This window comes from Psychromonas sp. MME2 (genome assembly GCF_040566515.1).
Classification (GTDB): domain Bacteria; phylum Pseudomonadota; class Gammaproteobacteria; order Enterobacterales; family Psychromonadaceae; genus Psychromonas.
In genome coordinates this window covers 436,756-459,168 of the sequence record NZ_JBEWXI010000002.1, presented here as the reverse complement: position 1 = coordinate 459,168, position 22,413 = coordinate 436,756, and the positions used below count along the sequence as shown (strand labels likewise).

At 41.7% G+C, this 22,413-nt stretch carries 22 protein-coding genes and 1 pseudogene; 14 read left to right on the top strand and 9 right to left on the bottom strand.

The window, feature by feature from the left end; genetic code table 11:
• Nucleotides 1-71 precede the first annotated feature (71 nt).
• The 7 genes and pseudogenes from recQ to plsB form a co-directional block, all read right to left on the bottom strand.
• Nucleotides 72-1,873: pseudogene (gene recQ / locus AB1A03_RS02510) on the bottom strand (DNA helicase RecQ).
• Between the two features lie 142 nt (nucleotides 1,874-2,015).
• Nucleotides 2,016-2,537, bottom strand: coding sequence for a menaquinone-dependent protoporphyrinogen IX dehydrogenase (gene hemG, locus AB1A03_RS02505; RefSeq protein WP_354623002.1), 522 nt, complete (start codon nucleotides 2,535-2,537; stop codon nucleotides 2,016-2,018).
• Between the two features lie 2 nt (nucleotides 2,538-2,539).
• Nucleotides 2,540-3,997, bottom strand: a complete 1,458-nt coding sequence (locus AB1A03_RS02500) for a TrkH family potassium uptake protein (RefSeq protein ID WP_354623001.1) — start codon at nucleotides 3,995-3,997, stop codon at nucleotides 2,540-2,542.
• A gap of 1 nt (nucleotide 3,998) precedes the next feature.
• The gene (locus tag AB1A03_RS02495) at nucleotides 3,999-4,637 is read right to left on the bottom strand and encodes a YigZ family protein (RefSeq protein WP_354622999.1); all 639 of its coding nucleotides are present in this window, start codon (nucleotides 4,635-4,637) and stop codon (nucleotides 3,999-4,001) included.
• A gap of 6 nt (nucleotides 4,638-4,643) precedes the next feature.
• Nucleotides 4,644-5,045 carry a rhodanese-like domain-containing protein gene (locus tag AB1A03_RS02490; RefSeq protein WP_354622998.1) on the bottom strand — a complete coding sequence of 134 codons (402 nt, stop codon included), beginning with the start codon at nucleotides 5,043-5,045 and terminating at the stop codon, nucleotides 4,644-4,646.
• 106 nt (nucleotides 5,046-5,151) lie between these two features.
• On the bottom strand, nucleotides 5,152-5,742 hold the full coding sequence (locus AB1A03_RS02485) for a hypothetical protein (RefSeq protein ID WP_354622997.1): 591 nt from the start codon (nucleotides 5,740-5,742) through the stop codon (nucleotides 5,152-5,154).
• Nucleotides 5,736-7,547 (bottom strand): glycerol-3-phosphate 1-O-acyltransferase PlsB, encoded by a 1,812-nt coding sequence (gene plsB, locus AB1A03_RS02480; RefSeq protein WP_354622996.1) that lies wholly within the window; start codon nucleotides 7,545-7,547, stop codon nucleotides 5,736-5,738. The genes AB1A03_RS02485 and plsB overlap by 7 nt, the downstream gene beginning before the upstream one ends.
• Before the next feature lie 216 nt (nucleotides 7,548-7,763).
• Here plsB and AB1A03_RS02475 point away from each other — a divergent pair, with 216 nt between their 5' ends.
• The 9 genes from AB1A03_RS02475 (at nucleotide 7,764) to AB1A03_RS02435 (ending at nucleotide 15,478) form a co-directional block, all read left to right on the top strand.
• Nucleotides 7,764-9,083, top strand: coding sequence for a ferredoxin reductase family protein (locus AB1A03_RS02475; RefSeq protein WP_354622995.1), 1,320 nt, complete (start codon nucleotides 7,764-7,766; stop codon nucleotides 9,081-9,083).
• A gap of 125 nt (nucleotides 9,084-9,208) precedes the next feature.
• On the top strand, nucleotides 9,209-9,571 hold the full coding sequence (locus tag AB1A03_RS02470; protein WP_502945919.1) for a diacylglycerol kinase: 363 nt from the start codon (nucleotides 9,209-9,211) through the stop codon (nucleotides 9,569-9,571).
• Between the two features lie 28 nt (nucleotides 9,572-9,599).
• Nucleotides 9,600-11,000, top strand: a complete 1,401-nt coding sequence (dnaB, locus tag AB1A03_RS02465; RefSeq protein ID WP_354622993.1) for a replicative DNA helicase — start codon at nucleotides 9,600-9,602, stop codon at nucleotides 10,998-11,000.
• A 30-nt stretch (nucleotides 11,001-11,030) separates the two neighbouring features.
• Entirely contained in the window at nucleotides 11,031-12,119 is a 1,089-nt protein-coding gene (gene alr, locus AB1A03_RS02460) for an alanine racemase (RefSeq protein ID WP_354622991.1), read from the top strand.
• A gap of 12 nt (nucleotides 12,120-12,131) precedes the next feature.
• Entirely contained in the window at nucleotides 12,132-13,100 is a 969-nt protein-coding gene (gene menC, locus AB1A03_RS02455) for an o-succinylbenzoate synthase (protein WP_354622990.1), read from the top strand.
• On the top strand, nucleotides 13,085-13,498 hold the full coding sequence (locus tag AB1A03_RS02450) for an AMP-binding protein (RefSeq protein ID WP_354622989.1): 414 nt from the start codon (nucleotides 13,085-13,087) through the stop codon (nucleotides 13,496-13,498). Before menC ends, AB1A03_RS02450 begins: the two co-directional genes overlap by 16 nt.
• Nucleotides 13,462-14,484, top strand: a complete 1,023-nt coding sequence (locus AB1A03_RS02445; protein ID WP_354622987.1) for an AMP-binding protein — start codon at nucleotides 13,462-13,464, stop codon at nucleotides 14,482-14,484. Before AB1A03_RS02450 ends, AB1A03_RS02445 begins: the two co-directional genes overlap by 37 nt.
• A 69-nt stretch (nucleotides 14,485-14,553) precedes the next feature.
• On the top strand, nucleotides 14,554-15,306 hold the full coding sequence (lpxL, locus tag AB1A03_RS02440; protein ID WP_354622986.1) for an LpxL/LpxP family Kdo(2)-lipid IV(A) lauroyl/palmitoleoyl acyltransferase: 753 nt from the start codon (nucleotides 14,554-14,556) through the stop codon (nucleotides 15,304-15,306).
• Nucleotide 15,307: 1 nt separating this feature from the next.
• Nucleotides 15,308-15,478, top strand: coding sequence for an LpxL/LpxP family acyltransferase (locus tag AB1A03_RS02435; protein WP_354622985.1), 171 nt, complete (start codon nucleotides 15,308-15,310; stop codon nucleotides 15,476-15,478).
• A gap of 252 nt (nucleotides 15,479-15,730) precedes the next feature.
• Here AB1A03_RS02435 and glnE read toward each other — a convergent pair whose 3' ends face one another.
• A complete protein-coding gene (glnE, locus tag AB1A03_RS02430) occupies nucleotides 15,731-18,565 on the bottom strand; it encodes a bifunctional [glutamate--ammonia ligase]-adenylyl-L-tyrosine phosphorylase/[glutamate--ammonia-ligase] adenylyltransferase (RefSeq protein ID WP_354622984.1) in 2,835 nt (944 codons plus the stop codon).
• 229 nt (nucleotides 18,566-18,794) lie between these two features.
• On the opposite strand from glnE, the gene AB1A03_RS02425 reads away from it, so the two are divergent.
• The 5 genes from AB1A03_RS02425 to AB1A03_RS02405 all read left to right on the top strand — a co-directional run bounded on the left by AB1A03_RS02425 (nucleotide 18,795) and on the right by AB1A03_RS02405 (nucleotide 20,977).
• A complete protein-coding gene (locus AB1A03_RS02425) occupies nucleotides 18,795-19,208 on the top strand; it encodes a YjfI family protein (RefSeq protein WP_354622983.1) in 414 nt (137 codons plus the stop codon).
• A 14-nt stretch (nucleotides 19,209-19,222) separates the two neighbouring features.
• The gene (locus AB1A03_RS02420; RefSeq protein WP_354622982.1) at nucleotides 19,223-19,906 is read left to right on the top strand and encodes a PspA/IM30 family protein; all 684 of its coding nucleotides are present in this window, start codon (nucleotides 19,223-19,225) and stop codon (nucleotides 19,904-19,906) included.
• A 79-nt stretch (nucleotides 19,907-19,985) separates the two neighbouring features.
• Nucleotides 19,986-20,231: a hypothetical protein gene (locus AB1A03_RS02415; RefSeq protein ID WP_354622981.1), complete on the top strand. Its 246-nt coding sequence runs from the start codon at nucleotides 19,986-19,988 to the stop codon at nucleotides 20,229-20,231.
• Nucleotides 20,215-20,634 (top strand): hypothetical protein, encoded by a 420-nt coding sequence (locus tag AB1A03_RS02410; RefSeq protein ID WP_354622980.1) that lies wholly within the window; start codon nucleotides 20,215-20,217, stop codon nucleotides 20,632-20,634. Before AB1A03_RS02415 ends, AB1A03_RS02410 begins: the two co-directional genes overlap by 17 nt.
• A 4-nt stretch (nucleotides 20,635-20,638) precedes the next feature.
• On the top strand, nucleotides 20,639-20,977 hold the full coding sequence (locus AB1A03_RS02405) for a hypothetical protein (RefSeq protein WP_354622979.1): 339 nt from the start codon (nucleotides 20,639-20,641) through the stop codon (nucleotides 20,975-20,977).
• A 63-nt stretch (nucleotides 20,978-21,040) separates the two neighbouring features.
• Here the strand turns inward: AB1A03_RS02405 and AB1A03_RS02400 are convergent, their stop codons facing one another.
• On the bottom strand, nucleotides 21,041-22,246 hold the full coding sequence (locus AB1A03_RS02400; RefSeq protein ID WP_354622977.1) for a methyl-accepting chemotaxis protein: 1,206 nt from the start codon (nucleotides 22,244-22,246) through the stop codon (nucleotides 21,041-21,043).
• Nucleotides 22,247-22,413 lie beyond the last annotated feature (167 nt).

Below are 22,413 nucleotides of genomic sequence, written 5' to 3'. Positions count from 1 at the left end.
ATTGGTATAAGTAAAATAGCCGTTATTGTTCGAAATAGTCCTGTTAATCAATAACAAGTATAAGTTATAAATTATAAGTCGCTACAATACTCTTTAATTAATTGCATAAATTCACGACCATATTTTTTTAATTTGATATGCCCAACGCCACTAATATTTAAAAACTCTCGGTCGTTAACTGGCAAGTTTTCACTCATCTCAGCCAATGAGACGTCACTAAAAATAATATAGGGAGGCAGGTCTTCGCGATCCGCTATCTGTTTACGCAACTGCCGCAAACGAGCAAAGAGTCGGTTGTCTGCAACATTTGACATTGCACTGCGTCGCTTTTTAGCTTTAACCATTTGCAAACGCGGCACCGCTAAAAATAGCGCTTCTTCTGACCTTAAAACAGGTCGAGCAGCGGCGGTCAATTGCAATGCGGAACCACGCGTTAAATTTTGCATTAATAAACCGCAATGGATAAGTTGACGTAACACACTTAACCAATATTCGGCGGACTGCTCTTTGCCGATGGCAAAGGTGGATAACTTATCATGACCTAAACTTTTCACGCGCGCCGTTTGCGCCCCCTTTAAGACTTCGACGATATAGCCCATACCAAACTGCTGCCCTGTACGGTAGACGCAGGAAAGCACCTTTTGGGCATCTTCGGTGGCATCATAACTCTTTGGAGGATCTAAACAGATATCACAGTTGCCACAGGCCTTATGGCTATATTCACCAAAATAATTAAGCAACACCTGACGACGGCAGGTTTGCGCTTCTGCGAAGGCAACCATGGTGTTGAGTTTATGCAATTCAACACGTAGTTGCGTCTCATTATCATTTTTTTCCAACATACTGCGGATCCGTGCTGGATCGGCGGGATCGTAGAACAACATCGCTTGCGCAGGTAAACCATCTCTTCCTGCTCGCCCAGTCTCTTGATAATAGGATTCGATATTCTTGGGGATTTCATAGTGCACCACAAAACGTACATCGGGTTTATCTATCCCCATCCCAAATGCGACTGTAGCAACAACAATATCCACCCCATCTTTAATAAATTGTTCCTGCACACTTTGCCGCTCCTCGAGCGCCAACCCGGCATGATAACAGCGAGCAACAAACCCTTTTTCACGCAGTTTTTGCGTCAACTCCTCGGTTCTACGGCGACTGGTACAATAAATAATACCGCTTTCATCTTTATGCTCTGCAAGGTAGTTAAACAGCTGTACCAAGGGGCGATACTTTTCAATTAACAGGTACTCAATATTCGGACGGTCAAAGCTATGAATGGCGACAAGTGGATCATGCAATTGCAAGCGCGCCAAAATATCTCGTTGTGTGGCATGGTCTGCGGTTGCCGTTAAGGCGACTAAAGGGATGGTTGGAAAGCGTTGCTTGAGTTCACCAAGTAAAGCGTACTCAGGACGAAAATCATGCCCCCATTGCGAGATACAATGCGCCTCATCAATGGCAAAAAGATTAATCGGCAAGTTCTCTAATCGTTGCATAAAATCGGCACGGAGTAAGCGCTCAGGGGCGATATAAACAAGCTTTAACAGACCACGATGCATATCATTAATGATTTGATTTTGCTCGCTATAGGATAGGCTAGAGTTTAGGTAAGCAGCAGTAACCCCACAGGCGCGCAGCGTGTCAACTTGATCTTTCATTAATGAAATAAGTGGCGAGATAACAAAACAGATACCCTCTCGTGCCAATGCGGGTATTTGAAAACAGAGACTTTTACCCCCCCCGTAGGCATCACCACCAAGGCGTCCTGACCATTGCAGAGATGTTCAATAACCGCCTGCTGCCCTTCACGAAACTGACTGTAACCAAAAACATCAAATAAAATTTGCGAGATGGTGGGCTCTGCTTGCATTTGCACTATCACTCAGCCTAGTTAAGAAGCATTAAAGGGCGCGTATTGTATACCCGTTAGCCAACAAAATGCAAAAACCTACATGCTAAACAGTGAGCCGATGAAGCTTGTAAGGTGCATATTAAATAGCGTATAAAACAGATTATAAAGCAGAAAAGTCTTTACTAAACGCCTTTACTTTTGCCCAGTCAGTTAATTCGATATCTTGGCGCTTATCGGTGCTGCCACCTGTCATTTTCATAATCAATTGAATCAGCAGGGTTTGCCACCAATTATAACGGGAATAGAGCAACGCCCCTGCAAAAACGCCCTTCAAACGCGGTTGCCAATGGGACTGCTGGGTGAATTTAATCATATAGGTATTATTAGCAGGCGTCGCTTTTTCAGGCTTACGCGCCGTTAAACAGACTAAAAAAAAGGCATTGGGTAATAAATCTAATTGTGCTTTATGTTGGTTAACAAAATCGATTATATTTTTACGCAAATTACCATAACGAATAGATGCACCAATGAGCACTTTATGATACTGACTAAAATCAATTTCGGGGTTATTATCGATATTGATGATTACAAATTCATCATCAACCAAGGTATTGATATGATTTACTATTTTTAATGTTTGCCCATCCACCGATGAGTATAAAACAAGGGTTTTCATCGTCATTGTTAATTTTTCCAAAAAACGGGCGTAAATAAGACTAGCAAAGTGAATATCTCTAAACGCCCAAAGAGCATTGCTAAAATCATGATCCATTTAGAAGAGTCAGCTACTTCATTAAAATGAAGAGCGACTACCCCCAGCCCCGGCCCTAAATTATTCAGCATCGCAGCCGTTGCAGAAAAAGAACTTAGTTCATCCATTCCAGTCATGAGCAGGGCTAGCATACACACAATAAAAACCAATGCATAGGTTGAGAAGAACCCCCAGACAGCTTCCACGACGCGATCTGGCAACGCCTTATCACCAATTTTTATTTTGTAGACCGCTTTGGGGTGTACTAATCGTTTTAATTCACGCAGTCCCTGCAAATTAAGTAATAATACGCGTATAACTTTCAACCCCCCGCCCGTTGACCCCGCACAACCACCAATAAAGCTAGAAATAACCAGTAACACCGGTAAAAACAGAGGCCAATCAGCAAAAGAGGTCGTCGTAAATCCCGCCGTTGTCGAGATAGAAACGGCCTGAAATAGCGCCTGTGAAAAGGCAGTTTCAATGGAATCATAGACATGATGATTCATTAACATCGTAAAACAGATGGTGGTTAAGAGCACTTGAATAAAGATAAAGGCGCGGACTTCAGGATCCTCTCTGTAGATATCGAGCGAGAATTTTTTAGCAGAGAAAGCGGTAAAATGTAACGCGTAGTTAATGCCTGAAATAAGTAAAAAGATCACCGTAATAAAATTAATTAAATGGCTATCGAAGTAGCCAATGCTAGCATCATGGGTAGAAAAACCGCCAATAGAAACCGTTGAAAAACTATGCCCCAACGCATCAAACAAACTCATCCCCGCTAACCAGAATGCCAACATACAAGCAACCGTTAAGCAGAGGTAAACATACCAAAGCGCTTTCGCCGTTTCAGCAATGCGCGGGGTCATCTTTGAGTCTTTAACAGGTCCCGGTGTTTCTGCACGATATAGCTGCATACCACCAATGCCAAGCATCGGTAACACGGCAACAGCCAAGACAATGATCCCCATGCCTCCAAACCATTGCAGCATTTGTCGATAAAAAATAATCGATTTAGGCAACCCATCAAGATTTTCAATAACCGTCGCCCCGGTCGTTGTTAAGCCTGAAAAGGACTCAAAAAAGGCGGCGGCCATGTTCATATCAATGCTCGAACTCATTAAAAATGGAATCGCCCCAACACTGCCTAGCGTAGCCCAAAAAAGCACAACAATAACAAAGCCTTCTCGTACTTTTAGCTCTTTTTTCCAACCTCTATTGGGAGCCCATAACAAAAGACCAATCAATAGCGTAACAATAAATGCAGCAAGAAAATCACCGCCACCCTTGCCATCATATAATGAAGCGACAAATACAGGTGGTAACATCGTTAAACTAAACAGGGCAATCAACATGCCGACAATACGAATAATAGAACGAAAAGCCACTCTACTCTCTCATAGCATTTGGCGGTGATATAATTTTTACTGGCATAACTTTTCCTTGTGTTAATGCAATCAACTGCTCTATGAATTGTTGCTCATATTGTATATCAATTTCAATAATCGCCTTTACCGATTGTAAATAGTTAATCTCAACAATGCGAGCGCTACCCGCGGTTAGCAAACTCTCAATAGTTGCCATTTGAGCATAATCACACTCTACTTGATATTGCTGATAAAAACGCTTTTCAATTGTCTCTAGCTGCATCCCTAATTGTTGCAAGCCATTAGAGTAGGCTCGCACTAAACCGCCCGTCCCTAGCTTTATGCCCCCAGAATAACGGACCACCACTGCAACGATTTCGCCGACATTATACCCCTGCAAAACCGCCAACATCGGTTTACCGGCTGTGCCCTTGGGCTCACCATCATCACTACAGCCCATGATCGTGCTATTTTGAGGAGACGCGCCAATATAAGCCCAACAGTGATGACGCGCCTCTCTATGTTGCTCTTTTATCGATTGCAGATATTCAAGCGCCTGTTGTTTCCCTTGAGCAGCAGCTAAATAGGTAATAAAACGGCTTTTCTTGATCTCCTCTTGAAAAGACAAATCACATTTTAAAATATTATAGGGGGTCATCATCTCAATTTATTGGCTGTCTACTGCACATGGGTACTTAGCCGCTTGCCACGCCAAAAAACCACCAGCAACCGAATAAACATCGCTAAACCCCATCTGCTGTAGTGAATGAGCGGCCAATACTGAGCGTGCGCCAGAGCGACAAATTAAATAAATAGGCTGCAGAGCAGTTAATGTAAGCGAGGCGATTCGTTCGTTGATAATCGCGTTGTTATTAAGTTGCATCTCTAACACGCCACGGGGTATTAAGATAGCATCACGGGCATAACCTACATCCGTTTCATGCTTTTCACGTATATCTATCAATAATGTTTGCGGATCATCTTGGATAATGATGTTCAGCTTATCTACGGAAATTTCGTGCACTTTTCCTTGTAAAGATGCGACTAATTCTTGCCCCGTCATCAACATAGTTATTACTCCCTGTTATTCATGAATCGCGTTATTTTATCACAGTAAATAGATACTAATCCGCATAACTATCTTGTTGGTTAAAATAATAGATAACAGCGTTGCATCATTTTACTAGACCATAATGATGCCAATTAGTAGACTGCCCATCACCTGCATTCGCGCTAAAAAAATCCATTAACGCCTGCGCTTGCTGTTGATTAATAAATTTAGGGTAACATTTTTGTAAGGTCTGTAAAAATGGTGCGACCGATTTTTTATCAAAGGGCTCAAAACTGATGCCCTGTAACCTTTCTTGGCAAGATAAAGCGACATCATCAGCATCAACCTTCTGCCAGTTTGACGATAAGGATAACAGCTGCCGTAAACATTGTTGATAACGTAAAAAGGTCTCTTGCAAGTGATTGGCTAGTAAGCGCAGCAATTTATCATCTTCAATTTGATAATCATCTCCCTTTAAGGCGACAACGCCAATGCCTTGCAGTTGAATTAGCCCCTTCTCTACTATTTCACTCCAAGGTTGCCGCTTATCTAAAAAATACTCATTCTGCAAAAGATGAATCACGTTTTTACCCGCATCAGCTATCGTCATCGCGTTGATCCACTTTCCCTGTTTTTGCAAAAAAATAATACAGTGGCACAACAAACTAGAGAGCGCAAAGAGGTGCACTATATTATTACGATAATAACTCAACATTGCCGCTTCTGAGCGTGAACAAGTAACCAGCCCCCCTGTTCGCTAAATTTACCTAGGGCTAACGCTTGTTGATAGATATGGTTGGCACTTCCCATTACATGGGTGATTTGCTTGTTCTCTTTTTTAAACAGCATTAACAAATGCTGATGCACACTAATATAGTGAAGAAATACCGCCTTGGGCACTGATAACGTTTTATTGGCAAGCAAAAGTAGTGCACATAATGGCAGACCATTAACCGCTGCCGCAGCATTGATCGCAACCATCACCCGATCCGCAACATGAGCAACTTGTCCCGTCAATTGCGCTGTCGTTAAGCCTGAACGTTGCCAATTTGGGACGCTTTCATCTAAACATTGTTTAAGGTTTATTGGTTCTCCGAAATTAACAAAAACGCGCCCAAAGTTGCTTAGATTTTTGATGCTTTTTATTATTTGCAATAGACTCTCTGTCCGTTTTCGCGCCCCTAAAAGCTCTTTATTGTAAGTATTCACTTCCATGATATGATCATATCCGATATACACAGGAACGATACAGACATTGCGTTTTGGTTGATTAACATAGGTTTGCAAAGCAATCGCTAACAGTCCCTTTTTTGCAGGCAATAAACGCCCAGTACGGCTACGTCCCCCCTCGGTAAAAAACTCGATGGGATAGCCCTGTTTAAATAACATCGCAAAATAGGATTTAAAGACCTCTCCATAAAGAGGCTGACCTTTAAAGGAGCGACGTATAAAAAAGGCACCAGAACGCCTAAAAATAGCCCCCGCAGGAAAAAAGTTAAGATTCACTCCTGCCGCTACATGGGGAGGTACTAGCCCCTGCTCGAATAAAATATATGAAAGCAGGAGATAATCCATATGGCTACGATGGCATGGCATATAGATTATCTCAGCACCACTTTGGCAAGCATCGCGCACATTTTGCGCATGATGCACCTCAATACCATGGTAAATATGGTTCCAGAATGTACTCAATATTCCTCTAAATAGGCGCAACCAAGTATAGGAAAAATGCGCACTTATCTCCTTTAAATAGAGTCGACATTGCGCTGCCACTTTCGCTTCACTGCATTGCTCAAGCAGAGCGGTTTGCTGGATCACGCGGCGCATATTTTTATTCTCTAAAATAGCGTTTATCATGGCATCCCGATTTGCTAACCGCGGCCCGACACTGGTGCGTTTTTGCTGAGCAAAATAACGCATTGCCACTCTAGCTAATTTATCAGCAAAATGTGGCGCAGACTTTTCTCGCTGACAAAGTGCCGCCATTGAGATGGGCGGATTAAAACGTATGAAATGATCTTTGCCATTTTTTAAAACAATTAGCGATTTATGCAACGCACCAAGGTGCGCTTTATCGACTGAATTTAGCCAAGATTTTTTGTTCTGCTTACCGGGATGCCGCCCCCAATAGAGCGTGATTGGCACTAATTGAATATCTAAGTCAGGATCCTGTTGATGAAGCCTTAATAGCTGTTCATATTGTCTTAAATAGGGAGCATCTTGCGCACTATTTTTAGCCTGTCCAGCGCGCGATGAAAAGAGATACCAATCATCGATAAAGACAATTGCACTGATACGTTCCCCATTAACATCAATAGATTGATAAGGGTCTGCTAACCCGGCTTGTAAACAACTCGCCTGTAGCCGCAAGAGATCATTGGCACAATTCTGCGCGAGCACATAAATAATGGGGCGCTTGAGATCCAACTTCAACTCATCGACCACCCGCAGCGGCACATACTGATTAGTTACCCAATATTTATTGATGAAACGAGAAATAAATGAACCTTTGGCAAACACAACCTAACCTTAACAATTAAGAAAACGATTATTTGTCATCACTTTAGCATAGCCGCGTAACAAGGTGTTGTAATTAAAGTGGTCAATAATGTAGTCAATGTGCGAATAGTTGACCACCTCAAACCGATACGCATCTTTACTCAATATTTACATAGCTTGACACTACGCGTGGTTTGCAGCGCTATAATTAATATAAACCCACAATGGACATTGAACATGCGTAAGCTTTATTATTTTCTTGTATTGTTATTAATTTTTCTAACTTGTTTCTGGCTACAAGCTGAAACAGATTTCTTGCCCTATCACAATTTCTTTCAACTGCGCAGCGCACTAATACAAATCACAGGGCTCATTTCTGTCACCTTAATGAGCATCGCTATGCTACTAGCAATGCGTTTAAGATTTATTGAACGTCAAACCCATGGTTTAGATAAATCTTTTCGCTTACATAAACACCTTGGTATAGCCTCAGTCACTATGGCCATCGTGCACTGGTTATTAGCTATTATTCCCAAATATTTAGTACAATGGCAACTATTAGCGCGGCCAGAAAAAGGCAATGGGCCTTTTAATGAGCAATCTTTATATTCCCTGATCAAACCACTTAGGGGGATTGCAGAATCAATCGGTGAATATAGCTTCTACGGCTTTGTTATATTAGTGGCAATCTCGCTACTCAGCGCCATCAAATACAAAAACTTTAAAATAACTCACCGTCTGATATCGATCTGTTTTCTCGCGATTGCCTTTCATTCAGCGATCCTCATAAAACATGCCTATTGGCCCTATCCTATCACCTATATTGCATTGACATTTATCACTCTAGGGTCATGCGCCGCTCTCTGGAGTTTATTCGGTCAAATAGGCAAAAGTAAGCAACATTCAGCCACCATTGTTAGCGCTACTTATAACGCCATCAATAAAGTGCTGGATTTAACACTACAGACGCCCAACTGGCATGGCCATAAAAGCGGACAATTTGCATTTATTCAATTCCCCGGTGAGGAGGCGCACCCTTTTACGATTGCATCGGCAGACCATCAACAGGGAAAACTTTCTTTTTTAATTAAAGAATTGGGAGATTTCACCAGTAAACTTAAAGAGCATGTCAGTGTTGGTCAACAAGTTAAGGTCGAAGGCCCCTACGGCTGTTTTAATTTTGCAGAAGCTGGCCCGCAATTATGGATAGCAGGCGGCATTGGTATCGCCGCTTTCAAGGCTATTTTACAAGAGAGAGGAAAGATTAGTAGCTATCAAAAAGTGGTACTCTATTATTGTACTGAAACACCTGATAACGACTTTTTACACACACTGCAAGCACAGGCGACACAAGCCAACGTCACACTAAAGGTTATTAATAATAGACTTGATCCATTTTTAACTGTTACCCAATTAAATAAAGAGTTGGGCAATATTACTCAATACAAAATTTGGTTTTGTGGGCCCACTAAATTCTCCCACGCACTCAAATGTGATCTAAAAACCTTAAATTATGATCTTCACCATTTTCATGAAGAGTTGTTTGAGATGCGTTAATCAGTAGAAGCGAAACCAACCGATAGCACAACAATATTTGCTTTCATCATGAGTAAATCAACAAGTGACCTTAGTGCTACCTTTTGCTAAAGTAACAGCCCTTATAACATGATCAACAGGTTACCATTTTGAAACATAAAAATACTGGGCTAAAACGCATTATTCTAGCGAGTGGCTACTCAATAAAAGGGTTAAAAAGTGCCTTTAAACATGAGGCTGCATTTCGCCAAGAGTTACTATTAGCCGCTATTTTAATTCCCCTTGCCTGTTATTTGGACGTAACACAGATGGAACGCCTGTTGATGATCACCAGTGTGGTTATCATTGTCATTTTTGAAATTTTCAATTCAGCCATAGAAGCTGTCGTTGACCGAATTGGCACTGACCACCATGAACTGTCTGGGCGAGCCAAAGATATGGCCTCCGCGACGGTCTTTATTGCACTTTTTTTATGTGCCTACATTTGGATTGAAATCCTCTTTTTATAGATATTGTTGAAAAACCTAGGATCTAACCATGGCAGATAAACCACGCGATTTCGCTAATAAAAATAAAACCACCTCCTCCATAAAAAGCGTTCCGCACTCCTTTGAAGCAGAGCAGGCAATTATCGGTGGATTATTGCTTAACAATGAAGCATGGAATGATGTCGCAGAGCGTGTCGTTGAGCGCGATTTTTATCATCGAGCTCACCGCCAAATCTTTGCCACTATTGAAAAACTCAGTAGTGAAGATATTCCCGTTGATTTAGTAACCCTTTCCGAGCACCTTGACAATAAACAGGAGTTAGAGGGTGTTGGTGGTATCGCCTATCTTGCCGAGCTATTACAAAACACGCCCAGTGCGGCCAATATCAATAACTACTCTGACATTGTCCGAGAAAGAGCCGTCGTTCGAGAGTTAATTGGTGTCGCTAATGAGATTGCCGAAGCGGGTTATGAAACAGAGGGGCGAGATAGCTCCGAACTACTCGACTTTGCGGAAACAAAAATTTTTCAAATCGCCGAAGCGCGCAGTGATAAAAGCGAAGGCCCGCAAGCCATAAAAGATATTTTAAAGGCAACGGTCGCTAAAATTGATGATCTCTGCAAAAACCCTCGCGATGGTATTACTGGTTTATCATCGGGTTATAGTGACCTTGATAAAATGACCACAGGTTTCCAACCGGGCGATCTGATCATTGTCGCGGCGCGTCCATCTATGGGTAAAACAACCTTTGCTATGAATTTAGCTGAGCACTCTGCACTCAATGCCGATAAAGCGACACTTATCTTTTCCTTAGAGATGCCCGCCGATCAAATCATGAATCGTATGTTGGCATCCTTAGGTCGAATTGACCAAGGTAAAATTCGTACTGGTCAACTTGATGAAAATGATTGGGCATCGCTTTCATCGACCATGTCGATACTGCTCAACCAAGGTAAAATGTTTATCGATGATAGTTCTGGTCTAACGCCAACTGAATTACGTTCACGTGCGCGACGCGTTGCACGGGATAACGGTGGCATCAGTATGATCATGGTCGATTACCTACAATTAATGCGCGTTCCTTCATTAAGTGAAAACCGAACATTAGAAATATCCGAAATTTCTCGCTCACTAAAGGCCTTGGCAAAAGAGCTACGCTGCCCCGTTATCGCCCTTTCACAGCTCAACCGTGGTCTAGAACAACGTGCCGATAAACGCCCCATCAACTCTGATTTACGTGAATCAGGGGCGATTGAGCAAGACGCCGATTTAATTATGTTCATCTACCGCGATGAGGTTTATCACGAGGACAGTAACGATAAAGGGATTGCTGAAATTATTATCGGTAAACAGCGTAATGGACCGATTGGTAAAGTGCGTTTAACCTTCCAAGGGCGTTATTCGCGCTTTGATGATTATACTGGAGCCAGTTACCATGATGACGAATAACCAATTAGCATTTTTAGATAGAGCAAATTAATGGATAGCACCTACGCAGTCATTGACCTTGTGGCCTTACGGTCAAATTTACAGGTATTACAGCAAAAAGCACCGCAAAGCCAAATACTGGCGGTGATAAAAGCAGATGCCTATGGTCATGGAATGGTAAAAATAGCGCAAGCCTTAACGGGTGTGTATGCCTTTGGTGTTGCACGCCTTAATGAGGCGATCAGATTGCGTAACGCTGGAATTGATAAACCCATTTTATTGCTTGAAGGCTTTTTTGAAGATGATGATCTAGAGGTGATTGTCGAACATAATTTAGAAACCGTCATCCACTCGCCAGAACAGGTGCAAGCGCTCTTAAAAGCTAATTTACACAAACCAATACACGCTTGGTTAAAGCTCGATACGGGAATGCACAGATTAGGCTTCACAAAGGACGCTTTCAGCCTTGCCTATGAGCAGTTAAAAAACAGCCCCAATGTGCAAAAACCGATTAATCTCATGACCCATTTTAGCTGTTCCGATGAGCTAGATAATGCCATGACCAAACTACAAATTGACCTTTTTAATAGGCAAACTAATACACTTATCGAAGGCAATGGTGGCCTACGATCACTAGCAAATTCTGCTGCGATTCTGGCGTGGCCAAAAGCCCATGCAGAGGTTATTCGCCCCGGCATTGCTTTATATGGCGTTTCTCCCTTTGCCGAAGAGTCAGCACAGACAGAGCAATTAAAACCCGTCATGACATTAAAATCACGGGTGATTGCGCTCAAACAATTAAAGGCCGGTGATCATGTTGGTTATGGTGCAAATTGGACGGCAGCAGAAGATACCACAATTGCCGTTATTGCAATCGGCTATGGGGATGGTTATCCACGCATGGCACCAGCAGGCACTCCTGTATTGATTAATGGCCGGATTGTACCGATTGTCGGACGCGTCTCCATGGATATGCTGACGGTCGATTTAGGCCAAGCCTGTAAGGATAAGGTCGGCGATCAAGTGACACTATGGGGAGAGGGTTTACCCGCAACGGAGGTGGCTCAACATATTGGTACCATTGCCTATGAGTTAATCACTAAATTAACCTCACGCGTTGCCCTGCATTACCGAGAGTAGCCAACCATCTCTATGAACCATATAGCCCAAGCGAAGCTATTTATTTACCAACTCCCCTTTAAAGTCCCCCTTAACTTTAAAGGGCAACTGCTAACCTACCGAAGTGGTCTCATCCTGCAACTGCAGGATGAACAAGGGCGCTACGGATTGGGTGAAATAGCCCCTTTAGCAGGCTTTAGCAGGGAAACCTTAGTAGAGGCAAGGGATCAGATAATCGCGCATTTAAGCACTGCAACTCACCCTTTAAATAAATTACAAAATGGTTACCCCAGTGTGCAATTCGGCTTAGAAAATGCGTTGAATTACACCCCTTTTTCAAGGGTCGCCTCTTGCACAGAGAGCATCCCGCTTATACAGGGTAGTGCGGATCAAGTGATCGAACACTATTTAGCATTACAGAAACCCAACCTTATCAAACTTAAGGTCGCTCGCCACAGGGTTAGCGACGAGGTACAACTCTTTAATCAATTAGCCCGTTTAAATCGTCATTTAAAAATACGTTGCGATGCCAATCAGGCATGGGATTTTCAACAAGCCGATGATTTTTTTAGTCAAATAGAGATTGAACAATTAGATTATATTGAAGAGCCTACGGCCTCGCACCTACATAATATTAGACTCGCGCAGCGCCATCGGTTTTTCTTAGCACTTGATGAAAGTTTACAAGATAAAGATTTTGTCTATCAACACCACCCGGCGATTAAGGCGTTCGTGTTAAAACCGATGTTAATTGGCACACGGCAGAGAATTGACTATTTTATCGCGATTGCCAAACAACATCATTTACAAGTAAGCTTCAGCTCAAGCTTTGAGTCGGTGCTTGGTTTGAGCCAAATAACGCACCTTGCCGACCGTTATCGGGGAGTCGATATCAACCTTGGTCTAGATACATTAAAATATTTTCAAGCGCAGCAGTTAACCAAGAGCAATCAAATAGTGACAGATATAGAAACATTGGAGTGTCTATGGACCAGTCGATGAACGATTGTCCCGTGCGTATGCAAGCGATAATGCAGCCGGATGCGATAGCGATTACTAGCGACAAGCAGCAGTTAACATTCGCACAACTTGATCAACAAATCTGCGACTTATCAGAACAGTTATTCAAACTAGGGTTAACCTCGGGAGATCGCTTAATTTGTATCGCGACCAACTCGCTGCAGTTACTCTTATTACAACTCACTTGCCTGCGTCATGCCATTATTTTCAGCCCAATTAACCCACACTTCAGCAGACAGGAGATAGAGACGCGCATCAATCTATTAGCTAGCGAATTTATCTGGCATCAACAAACCGACTCTGCACTTGGTTATCCTAGTTTGCCTTTAGATTTCAGCCGTCGATGCGAACCAGTAAGCGGCCTTTCCCCTACCTGCTAGATGCCAGCAAAGCTGTTAATATTATCTTTACTTCCGGTAGTAGCGGAACACCTAAAGCGGCCATGCACTGCTTTAGTAATCACTTTTATAGTGCCATCGCCTCACAGGAGCGGATATCGCTAAATCGTGGCGATATCAATTTACTCTCCTTACCATTATTTCATATTAGTGGGTATGCCACCGTTATACGCACCATTATGGCGGGTGCAACCCTTTTAATCGACACGCAAAAATTATCGGTTAATTTATTAAAAGAAAAGCAAATAACTCACCTTTCTCTGGTCGCGAAACAGTTATATGAGCTATTACAACATGACCAATTTCAACACCAAGCGTTAGCGATTAAACATTTGCTACTCGGTGGTAGCGCTTTTTCACAGGCCTTACTACAGCAAACTGCTGAACGCGGTTTTTGCTACCACTTAAGCTATGGCTTAACCGAGATGAGCTCGCAAGTGGCAACATCAACCAATACAAGTGAGTTACAAATACTTAAATATGCGCAGATAAAAATTGTCGAAGGTGAAATTTATCTACGTGGCAAAACACGCTTTATGGGCTATTTTAACAACGCCGTCGATGCCCCTCTGATCGCAGCAGAAAGTTGGTTTGCAACAAAAGACTTAGGGAGATTAGATAATGGTTTATTACAAATAGTCGGGCGCAAAGATCGCCAATTTATCTGCGCGGGTGAAAATATCCAACCCGAAGAAATTGAACGTCTGTTAATTGAGCATCCCGCTATCAATCAGGCCCATGTCGTAAGCCTTGAACATCCCAGTTTCGGACAACAACCAGTCGCCTTCATCGCTGCACAAAGGCTTCCGTCACATCAACAATTAAACGATTATTTAACGCCTAAATTAAGCCGTTACAAACGCCCGCTATATTATTTTCCGATGCCAGAACAGAGCGGTTTGAAAATATCGTATCAGCAGTTACAACAAATTGCACAGCAAACGGTCATCACGACGCAAGAACCATAGTAAAGAAAATAGGCATTTAAGTTATAATTAGTTAGAATATTTGACTCTTATAGAAAAGATAAAGTGATTATGAATGCAAATAAACTAAAAATACGCTACTGCCACCCTCGTTACTGGTTAACTTGGATGGGTATTTTGGCACTATTTTTAAGCTCGTTACTGCCTTTTTCTCTCTTACTACTGATGGGCAAGCTACTGGGTCGTTGTGGCTATTATATTGCCAAGAGCCGACGCCGAATTGCCCATCGCAACATCGAATTATGCTTTCCTGATTTTTCCACCTTAGAAGTTGAACAGAAAGTGATGCATAACTTTGAAAATGCAGGCATTGCGCTATTTGAAATGGCAATGGCATGGTTTTGGCCAAGCTGGCGTATCCGCAGCATCCTCAAAGTACGCGGACTAGAACATCTACAACAAGCCAAACAAAATGGCAAAGGCATTATATTTTTAGGTGCACATTTTTTAACCTTAGAGATGGGTGGGCGTGGCTTAGGGCTAACCAATCCTACCTTTGCCGTATATCGTAAGCACTCAAACCCCGTTTTAGATTACTATTTTCATTGGGGGAGAATGCGCAATCAAAAAGGCATGGTAGATCGCAAGGATTTAAAAGGAATGATACGCATACTTAAAGAAGGTGAATCTCTCTGGTATGCCCCAGACCATGATTATGGTCGCCATAAAAGCAGTGTTTTTGCACCCTTTTTTAACGTAGAAAACGCTAACACGGTTGCCGGAACAAGCACCCTTGCTCGGGTAAAAAACAGCTGTGTTATTCCTGCTTTTTTAAGACGTTTACCGGAAAGTCGCTGGCTATGAGTTGGTTTTTTATCCTGCACTTGAAAACTTTCCAAGCAAAGATTTACAGGCCGATGCCAAAACAACCAATCAACAAATAGAGATGATGATTGGTGAAGCCGATGAACAATATATGTGGATGCATCGCCGTTTTAAAACGCGTCCAGAGGGTGAACCCTCTTTATACCCATGATACTTCAAGATGCAAAGTCAGCAAGAAAAAGAGCACCGAGATGCGAGGCATAAAATAGAAGTATAGTGATTCTACATCGATATTTTATAACAAAGCAGATAGGTGCTATTTTTCTTGCCCTACGGGGCGCTAGCTCGAAAACCAGCCCTGCTTTGTAACACTCAAAAAGTGAATAACAATTACCTCATGTTACGCCTTGCTCTGGTATCCAAGCTAGCGCCTGACAAAGCATATTGAGGTGACATGGATATATTAATCAAATAAATTATTCCAGATTCGCTGAACCGCCTGCCTATCCTCTTTAAACAGCGTATCACTAACGATACGACTTTGTTTATTCAGTGTCAGTCGATGAGCACTATCACGGATGTCACAGTAGGCTGTGATCAATGCCTTTTCATCTGCGGCGCTTAATAACCCAAGCGCTTTACAGCTAGCGAAAATTCGTAAGTTATCAGACCACTGACAGAGGGCTTGCGGATGGGCGTAGGCATTAACCAACACTAAATATTGGGCAATAAATTCAATATCGACCATCCCGCCAAGGGACTGTTTAAGATCAAACTCCCCTTGCTTTGCGCGATGTAAGTGATTACGCATTTTATCACGCATCTCAGTGATATCATTTGCCAACTGTTGACTTTGCCGCGGCAATATTAATATCGCTTCTCGGATCAGCTTAAACTCTTGCACAATATCGTCATCACCAAAAACAGCCCGTGAGCGAACTAACGCTTGATGCTCCCATGTCCAAGCATCATTTTCTAAATATTTTTTGTAAGCATCGATGCTGACCACTAATGGCCCAGATTCACCTGACGGGCGTAAGCGCATATCTATTTCATATAAAATACCCGAGTTAGTACGGGTGCTGAATAAATGAATAATGCGCTGTCCGAAACGTAAATAAAATAGTTGGTTATCAATACAACGTGGCCCCATTGTGTGGCCTGCAATATTATTTTCATGTAAAAAAATCAGATCTAAATCAGAGCCATACCCCAATTCATATCCGCCCATCTTGCCATAGCCGATAACGGCAAATCCCCTTCTCTGAGACCCTTGCACATTACTTGGTAGACCATATTTTTCCACCAACTGCGTCCACGCTAAGCGGACGACATGATCTAACAAGGCCTCGCTTAAATAGGTAAGATGGTCGCTAACTTGAGGTAATTCAATGGCACCGACTATATCAGCAGCGGTGATATACAGTAGCTGGATCTGTTTAAACTGACGCAGCGCCTCCATCTGTTGCTCCATATCCTCCTCAGGAATACGTAGCATAAATTGCTGTAAATCACGTTTATAATCAGTCAGCGGTGTTGGGTTATAAAGCTCAGCAGGATCTAATAACTCATCTAATAAGATAGGGTAACGTGCCAACTGCTCACTCAAAAGCGGGCTGGCACTGCATAATTTAAGTAATTGATTCAACGCCCCTTCATTCTCATTTAAGAGCTCCAAATAGGCTGTACGACGCATGATTTGCAAAAGTAGTACACGCAGACGCTCAATTAACGCAACGGGGTCGGCAAATGTGGCCACTTTGTCCACTATTTTAGGCAGCAGTTTCTCTAAGGTTTCTTGACCGCGAGTGCCAATTGGTCGCTTATGTATCTCCTCTTTAAAGCTCATCAATTGCAGTGCATAATCACCAAGTAATGGGGCTTGCAACCCTTTTTCTTGTAATAAATTAAGGGTATCTTGTAAGCTAAAAGTAAGATCCCACAGCGCAGCGCCATGGTCATCGCTCTCTTTCTTTTCGTTGTCACCAATGATCCAATTGAACTCCTCGTGAACATTGTCCATCATACGTTGCAAATGCAGCTTAAAATCATCCCAACTAGCAAAGCCTAACACCGACATTAAGCGTAATTTATCCAACGCATTATCGGGCAATGTTTGCGTCTGCTTATCCGCAATCTGCTGTAATATATTTTCCACACGTCGTAAAAATTGGTATGACACTAATAAATTTTGCGCCCTCTGTTTAGGCAGCTCACCAATTGCAGATAAAGTAATTAGCGTTTGCTGTAACCCTTTGCACTGTAATTGCAGCACTCTTCCACCTCGGATTAGCTGAAAAGCCTGTGCAACAAACTCTACCTCTCGGATCCCCCCCATGCCTAACTTAATATTATCCTTTAACCCTTTGCGCCGAACTTCTGCGCTAATCATCGCTTTCATTTTACGCAGAGATTCAATCGCACTAAAATCGATATATCGGCGATAAACAAAAGGTTTCAGCATCGCTTCTAACTCATCTTTATAATGCCCAGACTCCCCCAAAATACGAGCTTTAACCATTGCATAACGCTCCCATTCACGTCCATGGCTTTGGTAATAATCTTCAAGTGCAGCAAAGTGGCTCACTATCGGGCCAGAGTCACCAAACGGACGTAAACGCATATCAACGCGATAGACAAAGCCATCCACGGTAATTTGATGCAAAGCGGCAATAATGCGCTGTGATAATTTGATAAAGAAGGTTTGGTTATCAATATGTCGACGCCCCCCCTCTGTTTGACCACGCTCAGGATAAGCAAAAATCAGGTCTATATCGGAAGAAAAATTTAACTCCTGGCCGCCTAATTTACCCATTGCGAAAATATATAACGGTTGAGAAACACCCGCTTTACTCTTCGGTGTGCCCAACTCATTACACTGCTTTACGTATAACCACTGCATCGTTTGCAGAATCAATTGATCAGCCAAAAACGATAGATGCTCAAAACTTTCCTCTAAACTCGCTTTACCAAGCAACTCTCGCCAAGCAATAATAAGCATATGTTTACGGCGAAATAGACGTAATACACGATGTAATTCCATTTCATCGGTAACGCTTAATAACTGTTGCTGTAGATCCTGAAGGATTATTTGAGTACGCTGAGATGATTGCAATATATCACTAGAAAATAGCGATGAGATTAGCAAGGGCTGCTTACATAAAGCATCACTAATAAAATCACTTAAACCCAATACAGCTATTAATTCACTCTTTTGTGATGCCGTGATAAATGATAAATCAACCTGTTGTTGGAGGTTTTCAAACTGTCGTAAAGCATGATCATTTAACAAAGACATATAGAGTTACCTATTGATTATTAAGATAAAAGAAATAATTTATCAGTTGTACGAAAAATGGTCATCTAAAATTGGAATTTATTGCTTGAATAGTAGAGCCTTATCTACAATATTACGAATAGTAAAATATGGATAAAAAATAAACACAATAAACCTTGACATATAATGACAAGACAACTAAATTAACTAAGACGATGACATTAAATGTCTATTGCAATTAAGGAGTATTATGAATATTCACAAAATAGCTACCTACTTGAATCAACTAGAAGGTAATACTGAAACAGGTTTCTGTTTTGATTGCACACCGATAAATGGTGAAATTGATGTACTACAAGTTGAAATCGTAGGTCGTGAAGAGATCCCAATTTTTATCTCCATCAGTGATAACCAGATCCTCTGCATCGCTTACCTATGGGGCGAAGAAGAGGTCAAGCAAGGCCTTAAGGCCGAAATGATGGAAACGATGTTAGAAATGAACATTCCTATGCCACTTTCAGCATTTGCCAAGGTCGAAGATAAATATGTGGTATTTGGTGCCCTATCAATAAACTCAAGCATAGAAGATATTGAGTTAGAGATAATCACGTTAAGTGATAACAGCCTTGAAGTCATTGCCGAAATGGGTAATTACTTAGTTTAATATTGGAGTTTATTATGAGTATATTTAAAAAAATCATCACCGCCGTACGTGGTGGAGCACGTGAAGCGGGCGAAGCAATTATTGATGCCAACTCAACACGTATTTTTGAACAAGAGATCCGTGATTCTGAAAAACATATCACCATTGCTAAACGTGATTTAACTGAAGTAATGGCTAAACAGATGCAAGCAGCACGTGAACTAACTCAGTTAGAAGCAAGCGTTAAAGAGCATGAAGGCTATGCAGTACAAGCACTTAATAAAGGCAATGAAGCGTTAGCCATTGAAGTAGCCGAAAAAATTGCCGAACTCGAAAATCGTGTCGCTGAACAGCATCAGGCCAATGAAAGTTATCTTAAAAATGCAGATAGATTAAAAGAGTTAATTAGAAAAAGTGAGCGCCAACTAGCGGATTATAAACGCCAACTGAGCATGGTTAAAACCACTGAGAGCGTTCAAAAAGCAACATCAGCCATTACCGATAACTTTACAGCGAGCAACTCGAAACTGCTCAGTGCAAAGGATTCCTTAGAGCGCATTAAAGAAAAACAAGCGCTTTATGATGATAAATTAAAAGCGGCAGAGCAACTTGCTAGTGAAAACACCGATACATCACTACAAAATAAATTAAAAGAAGCCGGTATCGGTGCACAACAATCGAATGCACAATCGATTCTAAATCGCCTAAAAGCGAAATAAAAAATGATAGTTGCATAACAAAAACACGGTAGAATTACTTTTCTACCGTGTTTTCATTTTTTATAAATAGGGAATAATAATGAGTTTTTTTAAATCTTTATTCGCCAAAAAACAGCCGCTACCAACACGCACGTTAACAGTCCCGAATGAACTGCAAACCCATGATATATTTACCTTTGGTGACAGCTTCGCACTCCCACAAATAATGCGCAAACAACAATTTCAAGTTATCGACTGTCATACCATCGAGTTTAAATATGATCATTATGCACAGATAATAGCGCAAGGCAGTGCTGAAGAGTTGGTCTATGTCAGCTTTTCCTGATAATCCGCAAAAATTAATAAAAGTAAGCTTATTACTCACCCGTGACGAAGTCCAAAACTTATTCGATCTCGAAACCTTTGCTGAGATATTTGAAGAGCCTGGCAATGTCAACCTGATGCCACTAACAAATGATCATCACTATGCCGATATGGTTGCAGATAACTATATCCAACAAAACTTTATGATCACTGGCTACAAGCATAGAAAAGATTACCGCGGTCAAAAACCACCTCAGCATAACGAAGAGGAGCATGGGCGCGAATTTGAGTACTATTCATTAGAAGGCGCACATGGGAAACGCATGGTCGAGATATATATCTTTGAAAATGGCGATACCGATGTTTATCTATCGTTTTTAAGGCCAGCAAATGACATTGCTGAATTATGGATAAAAGGAGAGTAATTCAATGAATAAAAAAGAATTACCGAAAAAGTGGCAACAATCTGCAAAAGTAGTTAAAGCGGTACAGATAGCCTTTGATATGGATGCAAAGCTCCAATACAGCATACGACGCAGTGCGCTTGATAAAGGCATTAGCCCATCGGAACAGATACGTTACTTGTTAGATTTGCCGACTCATACAAAGCCTAAACGCCCACGTTTAACCGTTAGCCTGAGTAATGAAGATTATCAACAGCTTGGCGAACGTTATAACATTGCAGCCGATCAACAATTAGAAATAAAAAAACATGTTATTGATGAATTAACACAATTTGCCTTAAGCAGCAATTTACATAAAGGTTAATTGAAAAAACCGTCACCACTCAAGTTTTATCATGCTTGGTGACGGGAATAATAAATTAACTATCTACTGGTTAGCATTTAAATCAACGATATTTTTACCGATCATCTCCGCTAATTCAGAGACCTCTTTTAGCACAGTCACAGAGCCTTCAACAATCTCTTTAACTTCATCTAGATTTTTATTGATATCGCCCGCAACGACGGTTTGTTCAGCTGCTGCCGATGATATTTGATAATTCATATCAGAAATATGGGCAATTTTTTCAACAATCCCGGCCAATTTCTGACCCGCTTTAGTCACTTGATCAACACCGACATCCGCTTCATGAACACTTTTACCCATCAGCCCAACGGCATCTTGAGCACTATTTTGTAGCTGTTCGATCATCCCTTGAATTTGCACCGTTGCATCTTGAGTACGTTTTGCCAGATTTCTCACTTCATCGGCAACAACGGCAAAACCACGTCCAGCTTCCCCTGCGCGAGCAGCCTCGATTGCCGCATTTAAAGCAAGTAAATTAGTTTGCTCAGAAATACTGCGGATAGTGTCTACGACACTACCAATGCCATCGACTTTTAGCTCAACATTGTTAACGGCATCCGCTGATGCACCAATATTATTTGATAAGGAATTGATCGTCGCAATTGTCGCATCAACAAACTGGCTTCCCTCTTGGGCCACTTCGGAAGCCTCTGCTGTCGATGAGGATGCGCTATCGGTATTATTCGCCACTTCAGTGACTGTCGCGGTCATTTCATTCATGGCGGTTGCCAACTGCGCAATTTGAGCAAATTCCTCGTCCATTGAATCGGTAATAATTTCCATACAAGTCGACAAACTTTCCGTAATCGCGATCAATTCTTGGGTGCTTTTCTTTTGTGAGTGCGCGTGTTTCTGCATATTGCCCGCTTTGTCTCCAACCACATTAAGCAACAGCCCTAACTCGTCTTTTCTGGTCGATGCGCAATATTCAACAACATCACCCTGCACAAAAGCTTGCTCAAGACCATCCCTGACAGACAGTATGTTTTTTTTCGTGGCTAACATAAACCAATAGATGAAAGCCAAAAAAAGTGCGACAGAGATGAAGTCTGCAAATAAATAGTATTGATTACTTTGCGCTGATGCGATATCAGATGAAAAAAGGTTGACGATAACTAGCTTAGCAAGAAATAACAAAAGGCCTATGCCAGCGATAAACGCCCATTTTTTATTCATTGATAAACTAACTAATTTTTCATCGAATTTATTGCATTTTAATCGCGACATGTAGCTACCTATATTATAAGAGGGACCGGATATTTTCACCATTAAGACCATAGGAGATCCCCATCTTATCTCAAGCTATGTTGCCTGGCGTTAGTTAAGTAGGGGGAGTTCAATTATCTATACTTCTATTTTATGCCTAGCATTTCAGCACTCTTTTTCTTGCTAAC